The sequence below is a fragment of the Rhodococcus sp. NPDC004095 genome, from assembly GCF_053604015.1.
In genome coordinates this window covers 36,832-53,511 of sequence record NZ_JBSGGS010000001.1, presented here as the reverse complement: position 1 = coordinate 53,511, position 16,680 = coordinate 36,832, and the positions used below count along the sequence as shown (strand labels likewise).

Genomic DNA, 16,680 nt, shown 5'->3' with positions numbered 1-16,680 from the left:
ATCGCGCTACATCGAGCACCGCCGGAGGGCGGGGCGCGGTGAATCGATTCCGGAACACCCCAGGGAGAGTTTGATGACCTCAGCGACCATTCCCGGTCTGAATGGCACCGACCCCGCGCCCACCTCGCACGGCGAACTTCTCGCCTGGGTTCGTGAGGTGGCGGAGCTGACGCAGCCCGACAGCGTCGTCTTCGCCGACGGTTCGGACGAGGAGTGGGACCGGCTGACCACCAAGCTGGTCGAGGCCGGCACCTTCACCCGTCTCAACGACGAGAAGAAGCCGAACTCGTTCCTCGGCAACTCCGACCCGTCCGACGTGGCGCGCGTCGAGTCCCGCACCTACATCTGCTCGCGCGAAGAGATCGACGCCGGCCCCACCAACAACTGGATGGATCCGGCCGAGATGCGCGGCCTGATGACCGACCTGTACCGCGGCAGCATGCGCGGCCGCACCATGTACGTGGTGCCGTTCTGCATGGGCCCGCTCGGCGCCGAGGACCCGAAGCTGGGAGTCGAGATCACCGACTCCGAGTACGTCGTCGTCTCGATGCGCATCATGACCCGCATGGGTCAGGCCGCCCTGGACAAGCTCGGCACCGACAAGCCGTTCGTGAAGGCGCTGCACTCGGTGGGTGCGCCGCTGGCCGAGGGTCAGGCCGACGTGCCGTGGCCGTGCAACGACACCAAGTACATCACCCACTTCCCCGAGGACCGGGAGATCTGGTCCTACGGGTCCGGCTACGGCGGCAACGCCCTGCTCGGCAAGAAGTGCTACTCCCTGCGCATCGCGTCGGCGATGGCCCACGACGAGGGCTGGCTGGCCGAGCACATGCTCATCCTCAAGCTGATCTCGCCGGAGAACAAGAACTACTACATCGCGGCCGCGTTCCCGTCCGCGTGTGGCAAGACGAACCTCGCGATGATCCAGCCGACCATCCCCGGCTGGCGTGCCGAGACCCTCGGCGACGACATCGCGTGGATGCGGTTCGGTGAGGACGGCCGCCTGTACGCGGTGAACCCGGAGTTCGGCTTCTTCGGCGTCGCGCCGGGCACCAACCACGGCTCGAACCCGAACGCGATGAAGACGGTCGAGGCCGGCAACACGCTGTACACCAACGTGGCGCTGACCGACGACGGCGACGTCTGGTGGGAGGGCCTCGAGGGCGACCCGCAGCACCTGATCGACTGGAAGGGCAACGACTGGACCCCCGAGTCCGGCGAGAAGGCCGCCCACCCGAACTCGCGCTACTGCACCCCGATGTCGCAGTGCCCGATCCTGGCCCCCGAGTGGGACGACCCGCAGGGTGTGCCGATCTCGGCGATCCTGTTCGGTGGCCGCCGCAAGACGACGGTCCCGCTGGTCAGCGAGTCCTTCGACTGGCAGCACGGCACCTTCCTCGGCGCGACCCTGTCGTCCGAGCAGACCGCCGCGGCCGAGGGCAAGGTCGGTTCGGTCCGCCGTGACCCGATGGCGATGATCCCGTTCATCGGCTACAACGCCGGTGACTACATCAACCACTGGATCACCCTCGGCAAGAACGCCGACGCCGACAAGCTGCCGAAGATCTTCTACGTGAACTGGTTCCGTCGCGGTGAGGACGGCCGGTTCCTGTGGCCCGGGTTCGGTGAGAACTCCCGCGTCCTCAAGTGGATCGTGGACCGCATCGAGCACAAGGCCGGCGCGCAGACCACCCCGATCGGCTTCGTGCCGACCGCGGCGGATCTCGAGCTGGACGGTCTCGATGTCGTCGCCGCCGACGTCGACGAGGCCCTCGCGGTGAGCGTCGACGAGTGGAAGGCGGAGCTGCCGCTGATCGAGGAGTGGTTCGAGTTCCTCGGTGAGAAGGTGCCGTCCGGTGTCCGCGACGAGTTCGAGGCACTCAAGCAGCGCCTCGGCTGAGTCACGCCGCTTCACGTTGAAGGGAGTCTTCGATCGGTCCGACCGATCGGGGGCTCCCTTCGGTTGTTTCGGGAGCCGGTGTGGGTCGGTTCGAGTGGCAGTGGTGGAATACATGCAACGAACAGCGACGCCCGGCGTATACGCACGGGGAGAGGATCAGCGATGAGCCAGATCTACAACAACGTCACCGAGCTGGTCGGGCGCACGCCGCTCGTCCGCCTGAACCGACTGACGGACGGCACGCAGGCGCAGGTCGTCGCGAAGCTGGAGTTCTACAACCCTGCCAACAGCGTCAAGGACCGGATCGGTGTCGCGATCATCGACGCCGCCGAGAAGTCGGGCGAGCTCAAGCCCGGCGGCACCATCGTCGAGGGCACCTCCGGCAACACCGGTATCGCGCTGGCGATGGTCGCGGCGGCCCGCGGCTACAAGGTGATCCTGACGATGCCGGAGACCATGTCCACCGAGCGTCGCGTGATGCTGCGCGCGTACGGTGCCGAGATCGTGCTCACCCCGGGCGCCGAGGGCATGGCCGGCGCCGTGAAGAAGGCCGAGGAGATCGTCGGGCAGACCGACAACGCGATCCTCGCCCGCCAGTTCGCGAATCCGGCCAACCCGGCGATCCACCGGGCCACCACCGCCGAGGAGGTCTGGGCCGACACCGACGGTGCGGTCGACATCTTCGTCGCGGGCATCGGTACCGGCGGCACCCTGACCGGTGTCGGCCAGGTGCTGCGCGAGCGCAAGCCCGGAGTGCAGATCGTCGGTGTCGAGCCTGCCGACTCGCCGATCCTGACCGGCGGCCAGCCCGGCCCGCACAAGATCCAGGGCCTTGGCCCGAACTTCGTGCCCGACATCCTCGACCGCGAGGTCTACGACGAGATCATCGACGTCAAGTTCGACGACGCCATCACCACCGCCCGCAGCCTCGGCACCGACGAGGGCATCCTCGGCGGCATCTCCGCAGGCGCCAACGTCTGGGGTGCGCTGGAGCTGGCCAAGCGTCCGGAGAACGCAGGCAAGCTGATCGTCGTGGTCATCCCGGACTTCGGTGAGCGCTACATCTCGACGCCGCTCTTCGAGCACATCCGGGACTGAGCGGTATGGGAGTGCTGCGCACGGTTCGGGAGGACCTGAACGCCGCGCGCGGACAGGACCCGGCCGCGCGCAGCAACGCCGAGAACGCGCTCGTCTACTCGGGGCTGCACGCCATCTGGTCGCACCGGGTCGCGCACCGCATGTGGGCCGTGCCCGCGCTTCGCGGTCCGTCGCGGGTGCTGGCGCAGTTCACCCGGTTCCTGACCGGCATCGAGATCCATCCCGGTGCGACGATCGGCCGGCGGTTCTTCATCGACCACGGCATGGGTGTGGTGATCGGGGAGACCACCGAGATCGGTGACGACGTGATGCTCTACCACGGCGTCACCCTGGGCGGTCGTTCGCTGGCGAAGACCAAGCGGCATCCGACGATCGGCAACCGGGTCACGATCGGCGCGGGCGCGAAGGTGCTCGGCCCGGTGGTGATCGGGGACGACAGCGCGATCGGGGCGAATGCCGTTGTCACCCGCGATGTCCCGGCCGACTCGATCGCGACGGGGATTCCCGCGACGGTCCGGCACCGCAGCGGACGCCAGCACGAGCAGCTGGTCGACCCGAACATGTACATCGATCCCGCGATGTACATCTGATCCCCGTCCCGGCGACTTCCTGAATGGCCCACCCGTTCGGTCCGACCGAACGGGTGGGCCATTTCGGGATCGGGGGCTCTCAGGCGTTGTCGGGCGTGAGTGCCGGCTCGTCGGGGGTGGACAGCGACAGCACCGCCTTGCGGATGTGCTGATGCCGCTCGAGTGCCTTCTCGCAGCGGTCGAGAAGCTCCGCGACGGTGTGCTCGACGTCGTCGCCGACCAGGTCGACGGCCGCCACGAGATACACCTGCCGCGGTCCGAGGTACTCCATTCGCAGCATCGTCACCCGGTCCACCTCGGGCAGGTCGAGCAGTGCCCGCAGGCCGGCCTCACGGAGCTGCGGGGACGCCTCCTCGCCGACCAGGAAGCGCCGGTTGCGGTCGATCAGGATCACCGCGATCACGCCGAGGAGAATGCCGACGAGAATCGAACCGATGGCGTCGGGCACCGGGGAGCCGGTCAGCTGGTGCAACAGCACGCCGCCGAACGCGATCACCAGTCCGATCAGCGCGGCCGCGTCCTCCGCGAACACCGCGCGCACCGTGGGATCGGACGTCTTGAGGGCGTGCTCGAACAGGTCTCGGTCCGCGGTCGCCGCCTCGGCACGCACCTGCCGGAACGCCTGCCGGAACGAGATCGCCTCCAGCACGAACGAGATGCCCAGCACCGCGTAGGCGATGCCGAAGTCGGTGGCCGGCTCCGCGTGGAACAGTTCCTGGACGCCGTGCGTGATCGAGACGCCCGAGCCGAGCGCGAAGAGACCGAGCGCGGCGAACATCGACCAGATGTACGCCTCGCGACCGTAGCCGAGCGGGTGCGCCCGGTCGGCGGCATGCCGGGACCGCCGGTTCGCGATCAGCAGCAGCACCTCGTTGCCGGTGTCGGCCCAGGAGTGGGTGGCCTCGGCGACCATCGACGCCGATCCGGTCACCGCGGCGGCGACCGACTTCGCCACGGCGATGGCCAGATTCGCCCCGAAGGCGAGCAGTACGGTCAGGGTGCTCTCCTGGTCCGCGTCCGCCGCGGTGTCGCGTTCGGTCATGGAACGAACGATACGACCGGATGCACTCGGCGGGTCCGACCGACACCGCGCAACGAGTTTGATCTTGAATTGCTAACGATCAACCGCGTATTCCGCCTATTTCCGGCACGGGATGCATACCCTGCTGACGTTCTACCGCTGCCGCGGCCACACGGTGTGGCCGCGGCTTTCCGTGTGTACCACCGAGAAGGGGCCATGATGCCGAGTACCACCATGAAGAGGATCGCCGGCGGCGCCGCGATCACCGCCGCCACCGCCGCGCTTGCCCTGGCGATGCCTGCGACGGCGTCGGCCGCGACCGCGACCGCGCCCGAGCTCAGTGCGTCGGTCAGCGGCGGGGACGTCACCTTCACTCTCACCGACCCCAACACCGGCGTGCTCGACGGGTGCGCGGCCGGCCTGGTCGACGCGGGCCGGGCGATCGAGATCTCAGCCATGCTGGCGGACATCACCAACCCGGCCAACTTCCTCGGGATCCTCAACTCGGGGGTCATCAAGGGCTCGCCGGCGGTCACCACGATCCTGGATCGGTCCGTGACGGTGACGGTCTCGAACCTGCCCGACGGCGTGTACGCCGTGGTCGGCGCGTGCGCCGGGATCACCAAGGACGCCGCGACGGCGATGAAGCCGGTGATCGTCCCGTCCGGCATCGGCAGTGTCAGTGGTGTTCTCGACTTCGGGAGCACGGTGCTCGAGAACCCGGAGGCGATCCCGGTCCTCCTCACCCTGGCCGGCGTGTCGCAGGGCAGCAGCGGCAGCAGCGGCAGCTGATCCAGAGACGCGAACGCGCGCCGTACCTTTCGGTGCGGCGCGCGTTCGCGTGTGGAGGTCGTGACTACATGCCGTAGCCGGCGGGCATCAGGACGGACTTGAGCTCGCAGTAGGCGTCGAGGCCCTCGGGGCCGTTCTCGCGGCCGATGCCGGAGTTCTTGTAGCCGCCGAACGGGGCGCCGGGATCGAAGGCGTACCAGTTGATTCCGTAGGTGCCGGTACGGATCTGCTTGGCGACCTCCAGGCCCTTCTCGACATCGGTGGTGTACACCGAGCCGGCGAGGCCGTAGTCGGAGTCGTTGGCGATCTTGATGGCCTCGTCGAGGCTGTCGTAGGGGATCACCGACAGGACGGGGCCGAAGATCTCCTCGCGCGCGATGGTCATCGAGTTGTCGACGTCGGCGAAGATGGTCGGCTCGACGAAGTAGCCCTTCTCCAGGCCGGCCGGGACACCGCCACCGAGAACGAGGCGCGCACCCTCGGCCTTGCCCTTCTCGATGTAGCCGAGGATCTTGTCGCGCTGCTTGGCGGTGATGATCGGGCCGAGCTGGGCGGCCGGGTCGTCCGGCATGCCCATCGGCAGGAACGGGGCGAAGTTCACCATCGCGTCGACGATCTCGTCGTAGCGCGAGCGCGGCGCCAGGATGCGGGTCTGGCCGACGCACGCCTGGCCGGAGTTCATCAGGCCCGACAGCACGAGCATCGGAATGGTCGCGGGGACGTCCATGTCCTCCAGCAGGATCGCGGCGGACTTGCCGCCGAGCTCCAGCGAACAGCGCTTGAGGTTCTGCGCGGCGATCGCGCCGATCTTGCGGCCGACGGCGGTGCTGCCGGTGAAGGTGACCTTGTCGACGTCGGGGTGCGAGATCAGGTATTCGCCCGTCTCCGCGCCGCCGGGAACGATGGACAGCACGCCCTCGGGCAGGCCGGCCTCCGCGAAGATCTCCGCGACGAGGTTCGCGCTCATCGGGGTCTCGGGTGCGGGCTTGAGCACCATGGTGCAGCCGGCGAGGACGGCCGGAGCGAGCTTGTTGATCAGCAGGAACAGCGGCACGTTCCACGCGATGACCGCGGCGACGACGCCGACCGGCTCACGGAAGACCTTGGTGGTGCCGAAGACGCCGGTGCGCTCCTCCTCCCACGGGAACGACTCCGCGAATCCCGCGTACGCGTTCAGCGCGGCCAGCGACGGGGTCTTCTGCATCAGTTCGACCCCGGCCCGCGGCGCACCCATCTCGGCCGAGATCAGCGAGCACAGCTCGTCGGAGCGCTCCTCGATGAGTTTGGCTGCCTTGGTGAGGATCTCGGCACGCTGCGCGGGCGACGTCTGCGGCCAGGCGCCGGACTCCAGGGTGGTGCGCGCGGCGGCGATCGCGGCGTCGATGTCGGCCGGGGCGGCGACCGGCACGCTGCCGACCCGCTCCTCGGTGGCGGGGGAGAACACCTCGAGGCGTTCGTCGGTGGACGGCGCCACCCACTGGCCGCCGATGTAGAGCTTGTCGTAGTCGGTCATGAGTTCTTCCTTGCTGGTGCGGATTTCGTGGAACGCTGGTCGGTGGTGCGGCGTCTAGGGAGCGGTGCGGGCCTCCTCGCCGGCGGCGGGTGTCACGACACCCTGGCCCAGTAGGTGCCGTCGAGCATGTCTTCGAGCGTCTTGCGGTGCAGGATCATGTCGTCCGGGTCGTCGGGTCGGGCGGACTGGCCGAACGCGATCGCCCGGCTCTGCACGCGGAACATGATCGTCGCGTGCCGCAGCGCCGCGTAGACGCTGTAGTAGTCGAGGTTCTCGGGAGTGTGTCCGGTCAGGGTCGCGTACCGGGCGGTGACGTCCTCGCGGCGCATGAAGTCCGGCAGGCCCGGCAGCCCGGCCAGGGTGGCGAGATCCTCGAAGAACCTGTGCAGGAACACCATCCACGCGACGTCCATTTCGCGGGGGCCGAGCGCGGCCATCTCCCAGTCGAGGACCGCGACCGGCGCGAAGTCGCGATACATGATGTTGCCGATCCGCGAGTCGCCCCAGCACAGGACGGCGGGCGACGGGTCGGCGGGCACGTTCGCCTCGAGCCAGCCCAGGGCCCGTTCGATCAGTGGCGACCGGGGTCCGTCCGCGGTCGCCCACTCGTAGTAGCCGCGCTGGCGGGCCAGGTGCGCCCGGAACGACTCCTCCGCACTCGATCCCGCGTCGTGCAGGCGCAGGAACCCGAAGTGCCGAACCGGGTCGGGAATCGCGTGCAGTTGCGCGAGCACCTCGACGGACGCGTCCTGCAGCGCCCGTCGCTGCTCGGGGGTGGCCTCGGACAGCCACGACCCGAAGTTGTAGGGCATCACGTCCGGCGGCACCTCGCCCTGGATGCGCTGCATCACGAAGAACGGCGCACCGAGCGCGGCGGGGTCGGGTTCGGACCAGTAGGTGGCCGGCACCGGCACCGCGGACAGTTCACCGACCGCCTTCATCACGTCGAACTGGGTGCCCATGTCGTAGCTCGGGAACACCGGCATCGAGGTGGCGCCCGGCTCGATGCGGGCGACCAGATCGTGGGTGCGGCGCGTGCCGTCCTCGGTCCACTCGGCGTCGAACAGGATGGTCTCGCTCGACATGCCGTTGGCGTCGGGGAGGTGCACCTCGCACACGCGCGGATCGGCGCCGTCGGGTAGGCGGCCGGTCAGCCAGGACTGGAGTGCGGTGCGAAGTTGCTCGGGATCGCGTCTCGAATCGCTCGGACGCGCGACCTCCGAGAAGTTCTCACCTTCGCCAAACGCGGTTTCTGCTGCGCTCACGGTGCCCTCGTTCCGTCGTCCCCGCGGGCAGGGCGGTGCGCCCGGCCGTCGAGGCAGAGTGTGGTGAGAAGCACACTAGAACACGTTACAGAGTTCCGGACGTGAATTCAGCCCCCATTTCGGTTGGACCTGTAACGAAATTGCGAAAGGTCAGTCGACCAGCGTCAACGCGCCCGCGCCGATCAGCGTCGCGCGTCCGCCGAGCGCCGCCGGGACGATCCGCAGCCCGCGGCTGAACGACAACCGCGCATGTCGCCGCGCGGCCGCCCGCATCGGCTCCCACAGCGGGGCGCCGGCCTGACCGAACCCGCCGCCGACCACCGCGAGGTCCAGGTCCAGCAGGGCCGCCGCCGATGCGATCGCCGTCCCGACCGCGGTTCCCGCCCGGTGCAGTGCCGCGAGCGCCACCCCGTCACCCGCGTCCGCCGCCCGCGACAGCTCCAGCCCCGTCGACCCCGACCAGCCGCGGGCGTTCGCCCAGCGCACCGCCGACGGTCCCGAGGCGACCGCCTCGAGGCAGCCGAATCCGCCGCAGGCACACGCGACGTCCTCGGCGCCCGGCACCACGGCGTGCCCGATGTGGCCGGCGTTGCCGGTCCGCCCGCCCGCGATCCGGCCGCCGATCAGGACCCCGCCGCCGACCCCGGTCGAGACGATCATCCCGATCTGGTTCCCGGTCCCGCGCCCCGCGCCGAACCGGTATTCGGCGAGGGTGCAGCAGGCGCCGTCGATGGCGAGGGTGACCTCCGCTTCGGGGAACAGTCCGCGGACGGCGTCGACGAGTCCGAAGCCGCCGCGCCACTCGGGGATGTTCAGCGGCCCGACCGTGCCGGCCGCGACGTCGACCGGGCCGGCCGAGCCGATCCCGATCCGTCGCACGCGGTGCCCGCCCGCGACCTCGGTCAGCAGCTTCTCGGCGACCGCCCACACGTCGGACCCCGGTGTCGCGACGCGGCGCTCGGCGACCAGCGTTCCGTCCGGCTGCACCCGCGCAGCCGCGAACTTGGTGCCACCGATGTCCAGGGCGAGCGCGGTCATCCTGCGACCATAGAGTGCGTCAGCGCCTGCGCAGGACGACGACGAGGTTCGACACCAGGATCTCGCGCACCCACGGCACCTTGACCAGCCACCACGCCCAGCGGGGGTGGTAGCGGGGGAACGCGGCGAGCAGTTCGCCGTCCGGAGTCGAACGCGCCCAGCGCAACCCGTCGGCCGCCCCGACGTCGAACAGCGACACCCCGAACCGGTTCTTCGGCTCCCTGCCGTGCTTGCGGGCGTAACGGCGGGCCGCGTACTCGCCGCCGAACGCGTGCCACGGCCCGGTCTCGTGCCCACCGAACGGGCCCCACCACAGCGTGTACGACAGCACCATCAGCCCACCGGGTCGGGTGACCCGCAGCATCTCGTCCGCCATCGTCCACGGTTCCGGCACGTGCTCGGCGACGTTCGACGAGAAGCAGATGTCGACGGACGCGTCCCGGACCGGCAGTGCCATCCCCGACCCGCGGATGCCGCCGTGCGCGGGCAGCCCGGCCGCGTGCATCTCCGTCGGATCCGGCTCCACCGGAACGTAGGTCGCGCCCGCGCCGCGGAATGCGTCGGCGAAGTAGCCGGGACCGCCACCGACGTCGAGGACCGTCAACCCGTCCAGCGTCCGGCCGGTCGCTCCCGCGTGGAGGTCGGCGATCAGTTCCAGCGAATCGGTGGCCAGGGCGCCGTAGAAGACGTCGGGGTCGGTCTGCTCGTACTTGAAGGTCGACAGCAGGTGCACCGACCGGCGGAGGGTGGCCCGACGGGCGAAGATGCGGGTCACGGGGAGCGCGGTCACGAGGCGCCAGCCTATCGGTCCGGAAACGGTGCGGTCGGACCGCACCATCAGGCCGGGCTGAGCCGATAAGGTGTGCACCGGCCGCCGCCGCGGTCGACACGCCCGAGGTCCAGGAGTAGTGCCGTGCGCGAGGTTCTGTTGTTGTGCTGGCGCGACACCGGGCATCCCCAGGGCGGCGGCAGCGAACGCTATCTCGAGCAGGTCGGCGCCGGTCTGGCCGCGCGCGGCATCTCGGTGACACTCCGCACGGCCTCCTATCCGGGCGCCCCGCGCGAGGAAGTCGTCGACGGTATCCGGATCAGCCGGGGTGGTGGCCGGTTCACCGTCTATCCGCGTGCCCTCGCCGCGATCGCCGCCGGCCGGTTCGGTTTCGGACCGCTCAGGGGCCTCGCGCCGGACGCCGTCATCGACACCCAGAACGGCATCCCCTTCTTCGCTCGGCTGGTGGCCGGCGCCCCGAGCACCGTGCTCGTGCACCACTGCCACCGCGAGCAGTGGCCCGTGGCCGGCCGGCTGGTCGGACGGATCGGCTGGTGGGTCGAGTCCCGGCTCTCGCCGCGGCTGCACCGCGGCAACCAGTACCTGACGGTGTCGCTGCCGTCCGCGGAGGAGCTCGACGCGCTCGGCGTCGATCGCGGCCGCGTCGCCGTGGTCCGCAACGGCGTCGACCCGGTGCCCGCGACCGCGCCGGTCGGGGACGCGGGCACCCGCACGGCGCACCCGAGCATCTGCGTGTTGTCACGGCTGGTGCCGCACAAGCAGATCGAGGACGCGCTCACCGCGGTCGCGACGTTGCGGGACCGCATCCCCGCGCTGCACCTGGACGTCATCGGCGGCGGCTGGTGGGAGGAGAACCTGCGGGCCTGCGCGGCCGACCTCGGCATCGCGGACGCGGTGACCTTCCACGGTCACGTGTCCGAGCACCGCAAGCACGAACTGCTCTCCCGGGCCTGGGTGCACGTGATGCCGTCCCGCAAGGAGGGCTGGGGCCTGGCGGTGATCGAGGCGGCGCAGCACGGTGTACCGACCGTCGGCTACCGAAGCTCCCGCGGCCTGACCGATTCCATCGTGGACGGGGTCACCGGCCTGGTGGTCGGGGCCGACGTCGCCGATCCGGCCGACAACGCCGAGGACGTGACCGCGCTGACGGACGCCGTCGAGGAACTGCTGCTGGACGCGGAGCACCGCACCGAGCTGGGCGAGAAAGCGCGGTCGCGGGCGCGGGAGTTCTCGTGGTCGCAGACCGCGGCCGGCGTGCACCGGGTGCTCGCCGAATCCGCCGCCGGCCGCCACGTGTCAGGGCTGATCGGTGCGGACCCGGCGGCGATGCCGGACGCCGAGTACGCAGCCGAGTCCGCCGCCCGCTAGCAGCGCCGCCCACACCAGGTGGGCGGCGGCCAACGCGATCCGCGTCGCACCGCGCTCCGATTGCGGCGCCGGGTCGCCGGGCACCCGATAGAGGGTCAGGTGCTCGTCGCCGAAGACGTGATCCAGCCCGGCGAGCAACTCCTGGTCGCCGGGCAGGCCCGGGGTGCCCTTCTCGACGAGCACCCAGCCGACACCGAGCGCGGACAGGTCCGCCGCGGTGCCCCCGCCGAGCAGCACGAGCTCGACCTCCGCGGCCCGGCCACCCTCCCCGGTGATCTCGGTGAACCCGGCGCCGGTGAACGTCGGCTCCGAAGGGAGGACGAGGAGGCGCCCGGTCTGCGGCACGTCGAGTGGCAGCATCCGCGGCGCGGGATCCAGGACCGGCGCAGGCCCGGAGTACGGGAAGCGGCGGAACGTGCCCACCGGAAGCACCGCGACGTCGCCGTCCTCGCCGTCGAGCAGTGCCGCGACCTGCTGCCACGACGTCGGATAGTGCACCGGACGCAGCGCACCCCCCACACCCCACGCCAGGTCCGGCAGCGACAGCAGCACCGCGACGATCACGACCCCGGCGGCGACCCCGGTCCGCTCCCGGCCGCCCGTCCGCTCCGGCGCGAACACCCGACGTGCCAGACGCGCGCCCGCCGCGACGCCGGCGGCCGCGGCCAGCGCGTAGAACGGCACCGCGAGGGCCACCCACTTCTGGGCGTCGCGCAGCAACCCGTACCCGGGCACGTGCACCATTGCCCACTCGCCGGCCACCAGGCCGGGGCCGGTCGCCGCGAGCGCGGGCAGCGCCACCGCGAGCCCCGCGAGTACGGCCAGCGCGACCAGCACCGGGTTGCCGCGCCTGCGCCACAGCGCGGGCAGCCCGCAGCCGACCACCGCGAGCAGCACGACCGTGCCGACCAGTGCCCACGGTGTCGTCCGGCTGCCCGGCACCGCGTCCGCGTTCCAGATGCCGCCGAGGCCGGCGAGGCTGCCGAGCGTGGCCAGTCCCGGCTCCGCGCGGGCCGCGAACGCCGCCGCCCCGGCCGCATCCGCCCCCTGCGCGCCCGCACCCGACAGCGCCGTCGCGACCAGCCACGGCGCCGACGCCGCGACCGCGAGCGCCGCCCCGACGCCGACACGAGGCAGGCGCGGAGCCCGGCCGCCCGGTGCCGCGAGCAGCACCAGCGTCAGCAGCGATGCCAGCACCGCGCCGGTCGGGGTCAGCCCGGCCGCGGCCAGCGGCAGGGCGAGCGGGGCCCACAGCAGTGGGGAGCGGAGCGTGCGCGCGCGGCGAATCCTCTGCGCCGCCACCACGATCCACGGCAGCGCCGCGTACCCGGCCAGCAGACTCCAGTGCCCCTGCAGCAGGCGCTCGGCGACATACGGGTTCCACAGCGTCACCGTCGACGCCACCAGCCGGGCGGCGGTTCCGGCGGAGGGCAGGAGGGTCGCCACCATGCGCGCCGCGCCCCACCCGGCCGCCCACAATGCGAGCAGCAGGATCGCCTTGACCACGATGCCGCCGTCCACGACCGTCGACGCCGCCGCGACCGCCGCGTCCTGCGGCACCGCCCGCGCCGCCGCGTCCGACAGCCCCAACGCCGAATCCGTCAGGTACGACCGCGGAGTGCTCACCGCGTCCCGCAGCAGCAGATACCCGGGCCCGAGCAGCGGACCCAGAATCAGCAACGTCAACGCCAGGCTGTACCCGGGCACCAGGAACAGGGCCGGCCGTGCGGGCCCGGGGGCCCGGGTGAGCCCCACGGGCCGCTCGATCATGGACCACACGTTATAGGGGACGTGCGGGCGTATTCGGGCGGCGGTGGGGGACACGCGTGGCCGGGTGCCATCATGGGCGGATGACACCTCGCCCCGCCGCCGGCTCCGCCGTGGCCGGGATGACGATGGTGACCGCCGGGTCGATGACCGCGAACGCCCTGTCCTACCTGCTGGCGCTGCTCGCCGCCCGGTGGCTCGGCCCGGCCGGGTACGGAGAGTTCGCCGCGCTCACCGCCGCGCAGCTGGTCCTCGCGGTGCCCGCCCTCGCCCTGCAGACCGTCATCGCGCGGGAGGTGGTGCTCGGCGGCGACGACGCCGCGCTGCGCCGCCTGGCCGCCCGCGCCACGGCCATCGTCGCGGTCCTCGCGGCGCTGCTGGTCGTCCCCATCGCCACGATCCTGGACACCGGGGTCGCCGCCACCGCGGCCGCGCTGCTCACCGCGCCGATGCTGGTGCTCCTGGCCGGTGAGCAGGGCCTGCTGCAGGGCGCCGGGAGGTTCGCGGCGCTGGCGGTGGTGCTCGCCGCGGCAGGCATCGGGAAGGTGGCACCCGCGGTCGCCGTGCTGGTGCTCGGCGGCGGTCCCGGGGCCGCCCTCACCGCGTCCGCGGTCGGGACCGGCGCGGTCGCGGTCGCCGCGCGGCTGCTCACCGGAGACGGTCCGCCGCGCGCGACCCCACGGACCGCGGTCGCCCTCGCCGCCGTGCTGCGGGCCTCGCAGGTGCAGCTCGCGTTGATCGTGCTCTCGTCGGTGGACGTGCTGCTCGCGCGGATCGTGCTCGACGAGCACCAGGCCGGGCAGTACGCACTCGGCGCGGTCGCCACCAAGGTCGCGTTCTGGCTGCCCGCCGCGGTCGGGGTGGTGCTGTACCCGCGGATGGCCAACCCGGAGCACTCGGCGCAGGCGGTGCGCTCGGCGCTCGGCGTGCTGGTCGCGGTCGGCGCCGTCACGGTCGTCGCGGCCGCGGTCGTCGCGCCGCTCGTCCCCGCGCTGCTCGGGGAGTCGTACGCTCCGGTGCGGGGACTGCTGTGGGCGTTCGCGCTCTCCGGTGCCTGCCTGGCGGTCCTGCAGGGTGCGCTGCTGTCGGCGATCGCGCGGGAACGCACGTGGCTGGCGGGCGTCGCCTGGTTGGGTCTGGCGGTCGAGGTGGCGGTGGTCCTCACGGCGGTGACGAGCATGTCGCAGCTGATTGCCGTCGCGGCCACCGTCGCCGCCGTCACCGCGGCCGCCGCGAGCCTGCTGGTACTGCGCGGCGCCGAACCGCCCTCCCCGGGGTTCCCGAATGTCCCATCGGATCGCTCCGACTGAACGAACGGGCCATCGGGGAAGTCCCGGGGGGGCTCACAGCCGCACCCCGACCTCCGCGAGCCGTCGCCGCAGCCGGGTGACGTGCCCGCCGGGCCAGTACACCCGACCGCAGTCGCGGCACCGGCTGAACCGGGTCTGTTCGCGGGCGACGCTGCCGGGCACCCGGTCCCGCACCCGACCCCGCGCGACCGGGTCGAGCACACCATTGCAGCGCGCGCACCTCGTCAACGCCCTGATCTGCCCGTGCAGGTCGAACCGGTCGAGCACCTCCAGCAGCTGGAGGCGCGGCTCGGTGGCGTGCACGAACGCGCCCCGCGTCACCGCGGACCGGCGCAGCAGCCCGACGTCGCGGGTCAGCAGCGTGCGTGACTCGGAGACGGACACCGCGACCAGGTCGGCGTCGTCGGCGTCGTTGCGGTACCGGCAGTCGAAGCCGAGCAGGCGCAGGTACGACGCCAGCCGGCCCAGGTGCACGTCGGCAACGAACCGGGGTTGCCGCAGTGGTCGCGGCCGCAGCCGGGTCGTTCCCGACAGGTCGAAGCGTTCGAACACCGGGTACACCGCGACCCGTTCGCCGCCGCGCAGCAGCCGGTCGAATCCGACGGGTGCACCGTCGACGAGGATCAGGTCCACCTCGGTGTGCGGCACCCCGAACGCCTCGATGCGGTCCTTCACCGAGGGGGTGCCGGTGAAGTCGTGCCGGAAGGTCCGCCTGCGCAGACTCGGCGCGAGGAATTCGTTCAGCTCCTCGTAGAAGCGGAACTCGCAGTGCCGGTCGGTGGCAGCCATACAGCCCCCGGCCTCAACCTACGCCCGCCGGGACCGACCGAATGGGTCACCTGGACGGTCTGAGTGACCGAATGGCCCATTCGGTCACACCGGGGGTGGTGCAACGCGAAGGGCCCGCACTCGGTGAGTGCGGGCCCTTCGCTGCATCTGTCTACAGACGGGTGGTCGGCGGATCCTGGTCGGGCTTGACCTGCGGGATCTCGACGGTCTCGTCGGAGGTGTAGTCGTGGCGCGGGATCAGCTCGGTGTCGGGCTCGTTGTAGTTGCCCGAGTGGGTGTCCGGCGCGGTGCCACCCTCCGGGGCGACCGGGGCGCCACCGGCGACGGCCGGCTTCGCGCCGCCGCGGCCACCGCGGGTGCCGAGGAAGATGCCGGCGATCAGCGAGATCAGGCCGAGGATGCCGGCGATGATCGGCACGGTGCGACCGAAGACCGCCAGCTTGTCCTGGCCGTCCTTGGCCTGCCCGATCTGGTACTCGATGGTGTCCTCGTTGAACGGCAGCGTCGCCTTGAGCACGGTCACCTCGGGCTTGTCCGCGGTGCGCGCGTAGTACTGGTACAGCTGCTCCTGGCCCTTGACGACGACGCCGGTGACCGGGTCGACCCACACGTCGCGCTCGTTCTCGTAGAAGCGGGTCATCGTGACGGGGGCGTCGCCGCCCTCCACGCCCCAGGTGGCCGCGGGCAGCGAGAGCTTGTTGGTCGGCGAGGCGACGACCTTCGACAGGTCGACCGGGCCGACCTTCTGGTTGTAGTGGTACACCTTCATCCCGTTGATCTCCGTCTCCTCGACGAAGTCGATGTCCTTGGACTCGCGGGCGTTGATGTCGAAGTACGGGTACGCCTTCTGCTCGGCGTCGAACGGCCACTTGTACTGCAGGCCGGTGTGCTCGACCTCCTCGGCCGGCTTGTTGGCGTCGGTCTGGATGGTGCCGATCGGGTCCTGGATCGGCATCGAGCTCACGCGGTCCAGGGTGACGCGGTCGATGGTCGCGGTCAGCAGGCCGGTGTCGCCCTGCTTGTCGGTGCGGCGCAGCGTCTGACCGGCCTGGACGGTGATGCGGTCGGCGTCGGACGGGTCGACGACGGTGACGTAGCGCTGCGCGACGAGCGGCACGTCGGTGTTGACGACGGCCTTGCCCGCGGTCAGCGACTTGGAGTCGAGGACCTCACCCTTGCCCTCGGCGATCGTCGTGACCTCGAGGTCGAGCGGGGTCTTCTTGAGCTTGCCGACGGTGTACGTCGGGATCAGCAGAGCGGCTGCCAGTAGGAATGCGCCGAGCCCCACCAGAATGCAGGCGAGTGTTCTGCTCGGCCCTGAGCGTTCCGCCATCCGTGAATCTCCTTCGTCTCCTGATGAGCCCGTCTTCCGATGAGCCGCCCCTGTGATGCGGTGACTGGCGCCGCATCGATCGCAGAGTGTCGCAAAACGACACCCA

The 16,680-nt window shown here is 71.1% G+C and carries 14 protein-coding genes; 6 read left to right on the top strand and 8 right to left on the bottom strand.

Features of this window, described 5'->3' with window-relative positions:
- The first annotated feature begins 73 nt into the window (after positions 1 to 73).
- From ACWEPG_RS00205 to epsC, 3 genes are all read left to right on the top strand, one after another.
- Positions 74 to 1,900: a phosphoenolpyruvate carboxykinase (GTP) gene (locus tag ACWEPG_RS00205; RefSeq protein ID WP_450112001.1), complete on the top strand. Its 1,827-nt coding sequence runs from the start codon at positions 74 to 76 to the stop codon at positions 1,898 to 1,900.
- A 162-nt stretch (positions 1,901 to 2,062) separates the two neighbouring features.
- Positions 2,063 to 2,998, top strand: coding sequence for a cysteine synthase A (cysK, locus tag ACWEPG_RS00200; RefSeq protein ID WP_450112002.1), 936 nt, complete (start codon positions 2,063 to 2,065; stop codon positions 2,996 to 2,998).
- Between the two features lie 5 nt (positions 2,999 to 3,003).
- The gene (gene epsC, locus ACWEPG_RS00195; RefSeq protein WP_450112003.1) at positions 3,004 to 3,588 is read left to right on the top strand and encodes a serine O-acetyltransferase EpsC; all 585 of its coding nucleotides are present in this window, start codon (positions 3,004 to 3,006) and stop codon (positions 3,586 to 3,588) included.
- Between the two features lie 79 nt (positions 3,589 to 3,667).
- On the opposite strand, the gene ACWEPG_RS00190 is transcribed toward epsC, so the two are convergent.
- Entirely contained in the window at positions 3,668 to 4,630 is a 963-nt protein-coding gene (locus ACWEPG_RS00190) for a cation diffusion facilitator family transporter (protein WP_452593585.1), read from the bottom strand.
- A 198-nt stretch (positions 4,631 to 4,828) separates the two neighbouring features.
- Here ACWEPG_RS00190 and ACWEPG_RS00185 point away from each other — a divergent pair, with 198 nt between their 5' ends.
- Complete coding sequence (locus tag ACWEPG_RS00185) at positions 4,829 to 5,401, top strand: hypothetical protein (protein WP_450112005.1); 573 nt, start codon at positions 4,829 to 4,831, stop codon at positions 5,399 to 5,401.
- 64 nt (positions 5,402 to 5,465) lie between these two features.
- Here ACWEPG_RS00185 and ACWEPG_RS00180 read toward each other — a convergent pair whose 3' ends face one another.
- The 4 genes from ACWEPG_RS00180 to ACWEPG_RS00165 form a co-directional block, all read right to left on the bottom strand.
- Positions 5,466 to 6,914, bottom strand: a complete 1,449-nt coding sequence (locus tag ACWEPG_RS00180; protein WP_450112006.1) for an aldehyde dehydrogenase — start codon at positions 6,912 to 6,914, stop codon at positions 5,466 to 5,468.
- Between the two features lie 92 nt (positions 6,915 to 7,006).
- Entirely contained in the window at positions 7,007 to 8,179 is a 1,173-nt protein-coding gene (locus ACWEPG_RS00175) for a phosphotransferase family protein (RefSeq protein ID WP_452593584.1), read from the bottom strand.
- A gap of 150 nt (positions 8,180 to 8,329) precedes the next feature.
- Complete coding sequence (locus ACWEPG_RS00170; RefSeq protein WP_450112008.1) at positions 8,330 to 9,217, bottom strand: ROK family protein; 888 nt, start codon at positions 9,215 to 9,217, stop codon at positions 8,330 to 8,332.
- A 19-nt stretch (positions 9,218 to 9,236) separates the two neighbouring features.
- Positions 9,237 to 9,992, bottom strand: coding sequence for a class I SAM-dependent methyltransferase (locus ACWEPG_RS00165; RefSeq protein ID WP_450112060.1), 756 nt, complete (start codon positions 9,990 to 9,992; stop codon positions 9,237 to 9,239).
- Between the two features lie 138 nt (positions 9,993 to 10,130).
- Between ACWEPG_RS00165 and ACWEPG_RS00160 the strand changes: the two genes are divergently transcribed.
- Positions 10,131 to 11,375 carry a glycosyltransferase family 4 protein gene (locus ACWEPG_RS00160; RefSeq protein WP_450112009.1) on the top strand — a complete coding sequence of 415 codons (1,245 nt, stop codon included), beginning with the start codon at positions 10,131 to 10,133 and terminating at the stop codon, positions 11,373 to 11,375.
- Here ACWEPG_RS00160 and ACWEPG_RS00155 read toward each other — a convergent pair.
- Positions 11,304 to 13,145: a hypothetical protein gene (locus ACWEPG_RS00155; protein WP_452593583.1), complete on the bottom strand. Its 1,842-nt coding sequence runs from the start codon at positions 13,143 to 13,145 to the stop codon at positions 11,304 to 11,306. The genes ACWEPG_RS00160 and ACWEPG_RS00155 overlap by 72 nt on opposite strands.
- A gap of 80 nt (positions 13,146 to 13,225) precedes the next feature.
- On the opposite strand from ACWEPG_RS00155, the gene ACWEPG_RS00150 reads away from it, so the two are divergent.
- Positions 13,226 to 14,452, top strand: a complete 1,227-nt coding sequence (locus ACWEPG_RS00150; protein ID WP_450133364.1) for a polysaccharide biosynthesis protein — start codon at positions 13,226 to 13,228, stop codon at positions 14,450 to 14,452.
- A gap of 33 nt (positions 14,453 to 14,485) precedes the next feature.
- On the opposite strand, the gene ACWEPG_RS00145 is transcribed toward ACWEPG_RS00150, so the two are convergent.
- Positions 14,486 to 15,241 (bottom strand): Mut7-C RNAse domain-containing protein, encoded by a 756-nt coding sequence (locus tag ACWEPG_RS00145; protein ID WP_452593582.1) that lies wholly within the window; start codon positions 15,239 to 15,241, stop codon positions 14,486 to 14,488.
- 151 nt (positions 15,242 to 15,392) lie between these two features.
- Positions 15,393 to 16,574 carry a DUF3068 domain-containing protein gene (locus ACWEPG_RS00140; RefSeq protein ID WP_450112013.1) on the bottom strand — a complete coding sequence of 394 codons (1,182 nt, stop codon included), beginning with the start codon at positions 16,572 to 16,574 and terminating at the stop codon, positions 15,393 to 15,395.
- Positions 16,575 to 16,680: the final 106 nt, after the last annotated feature.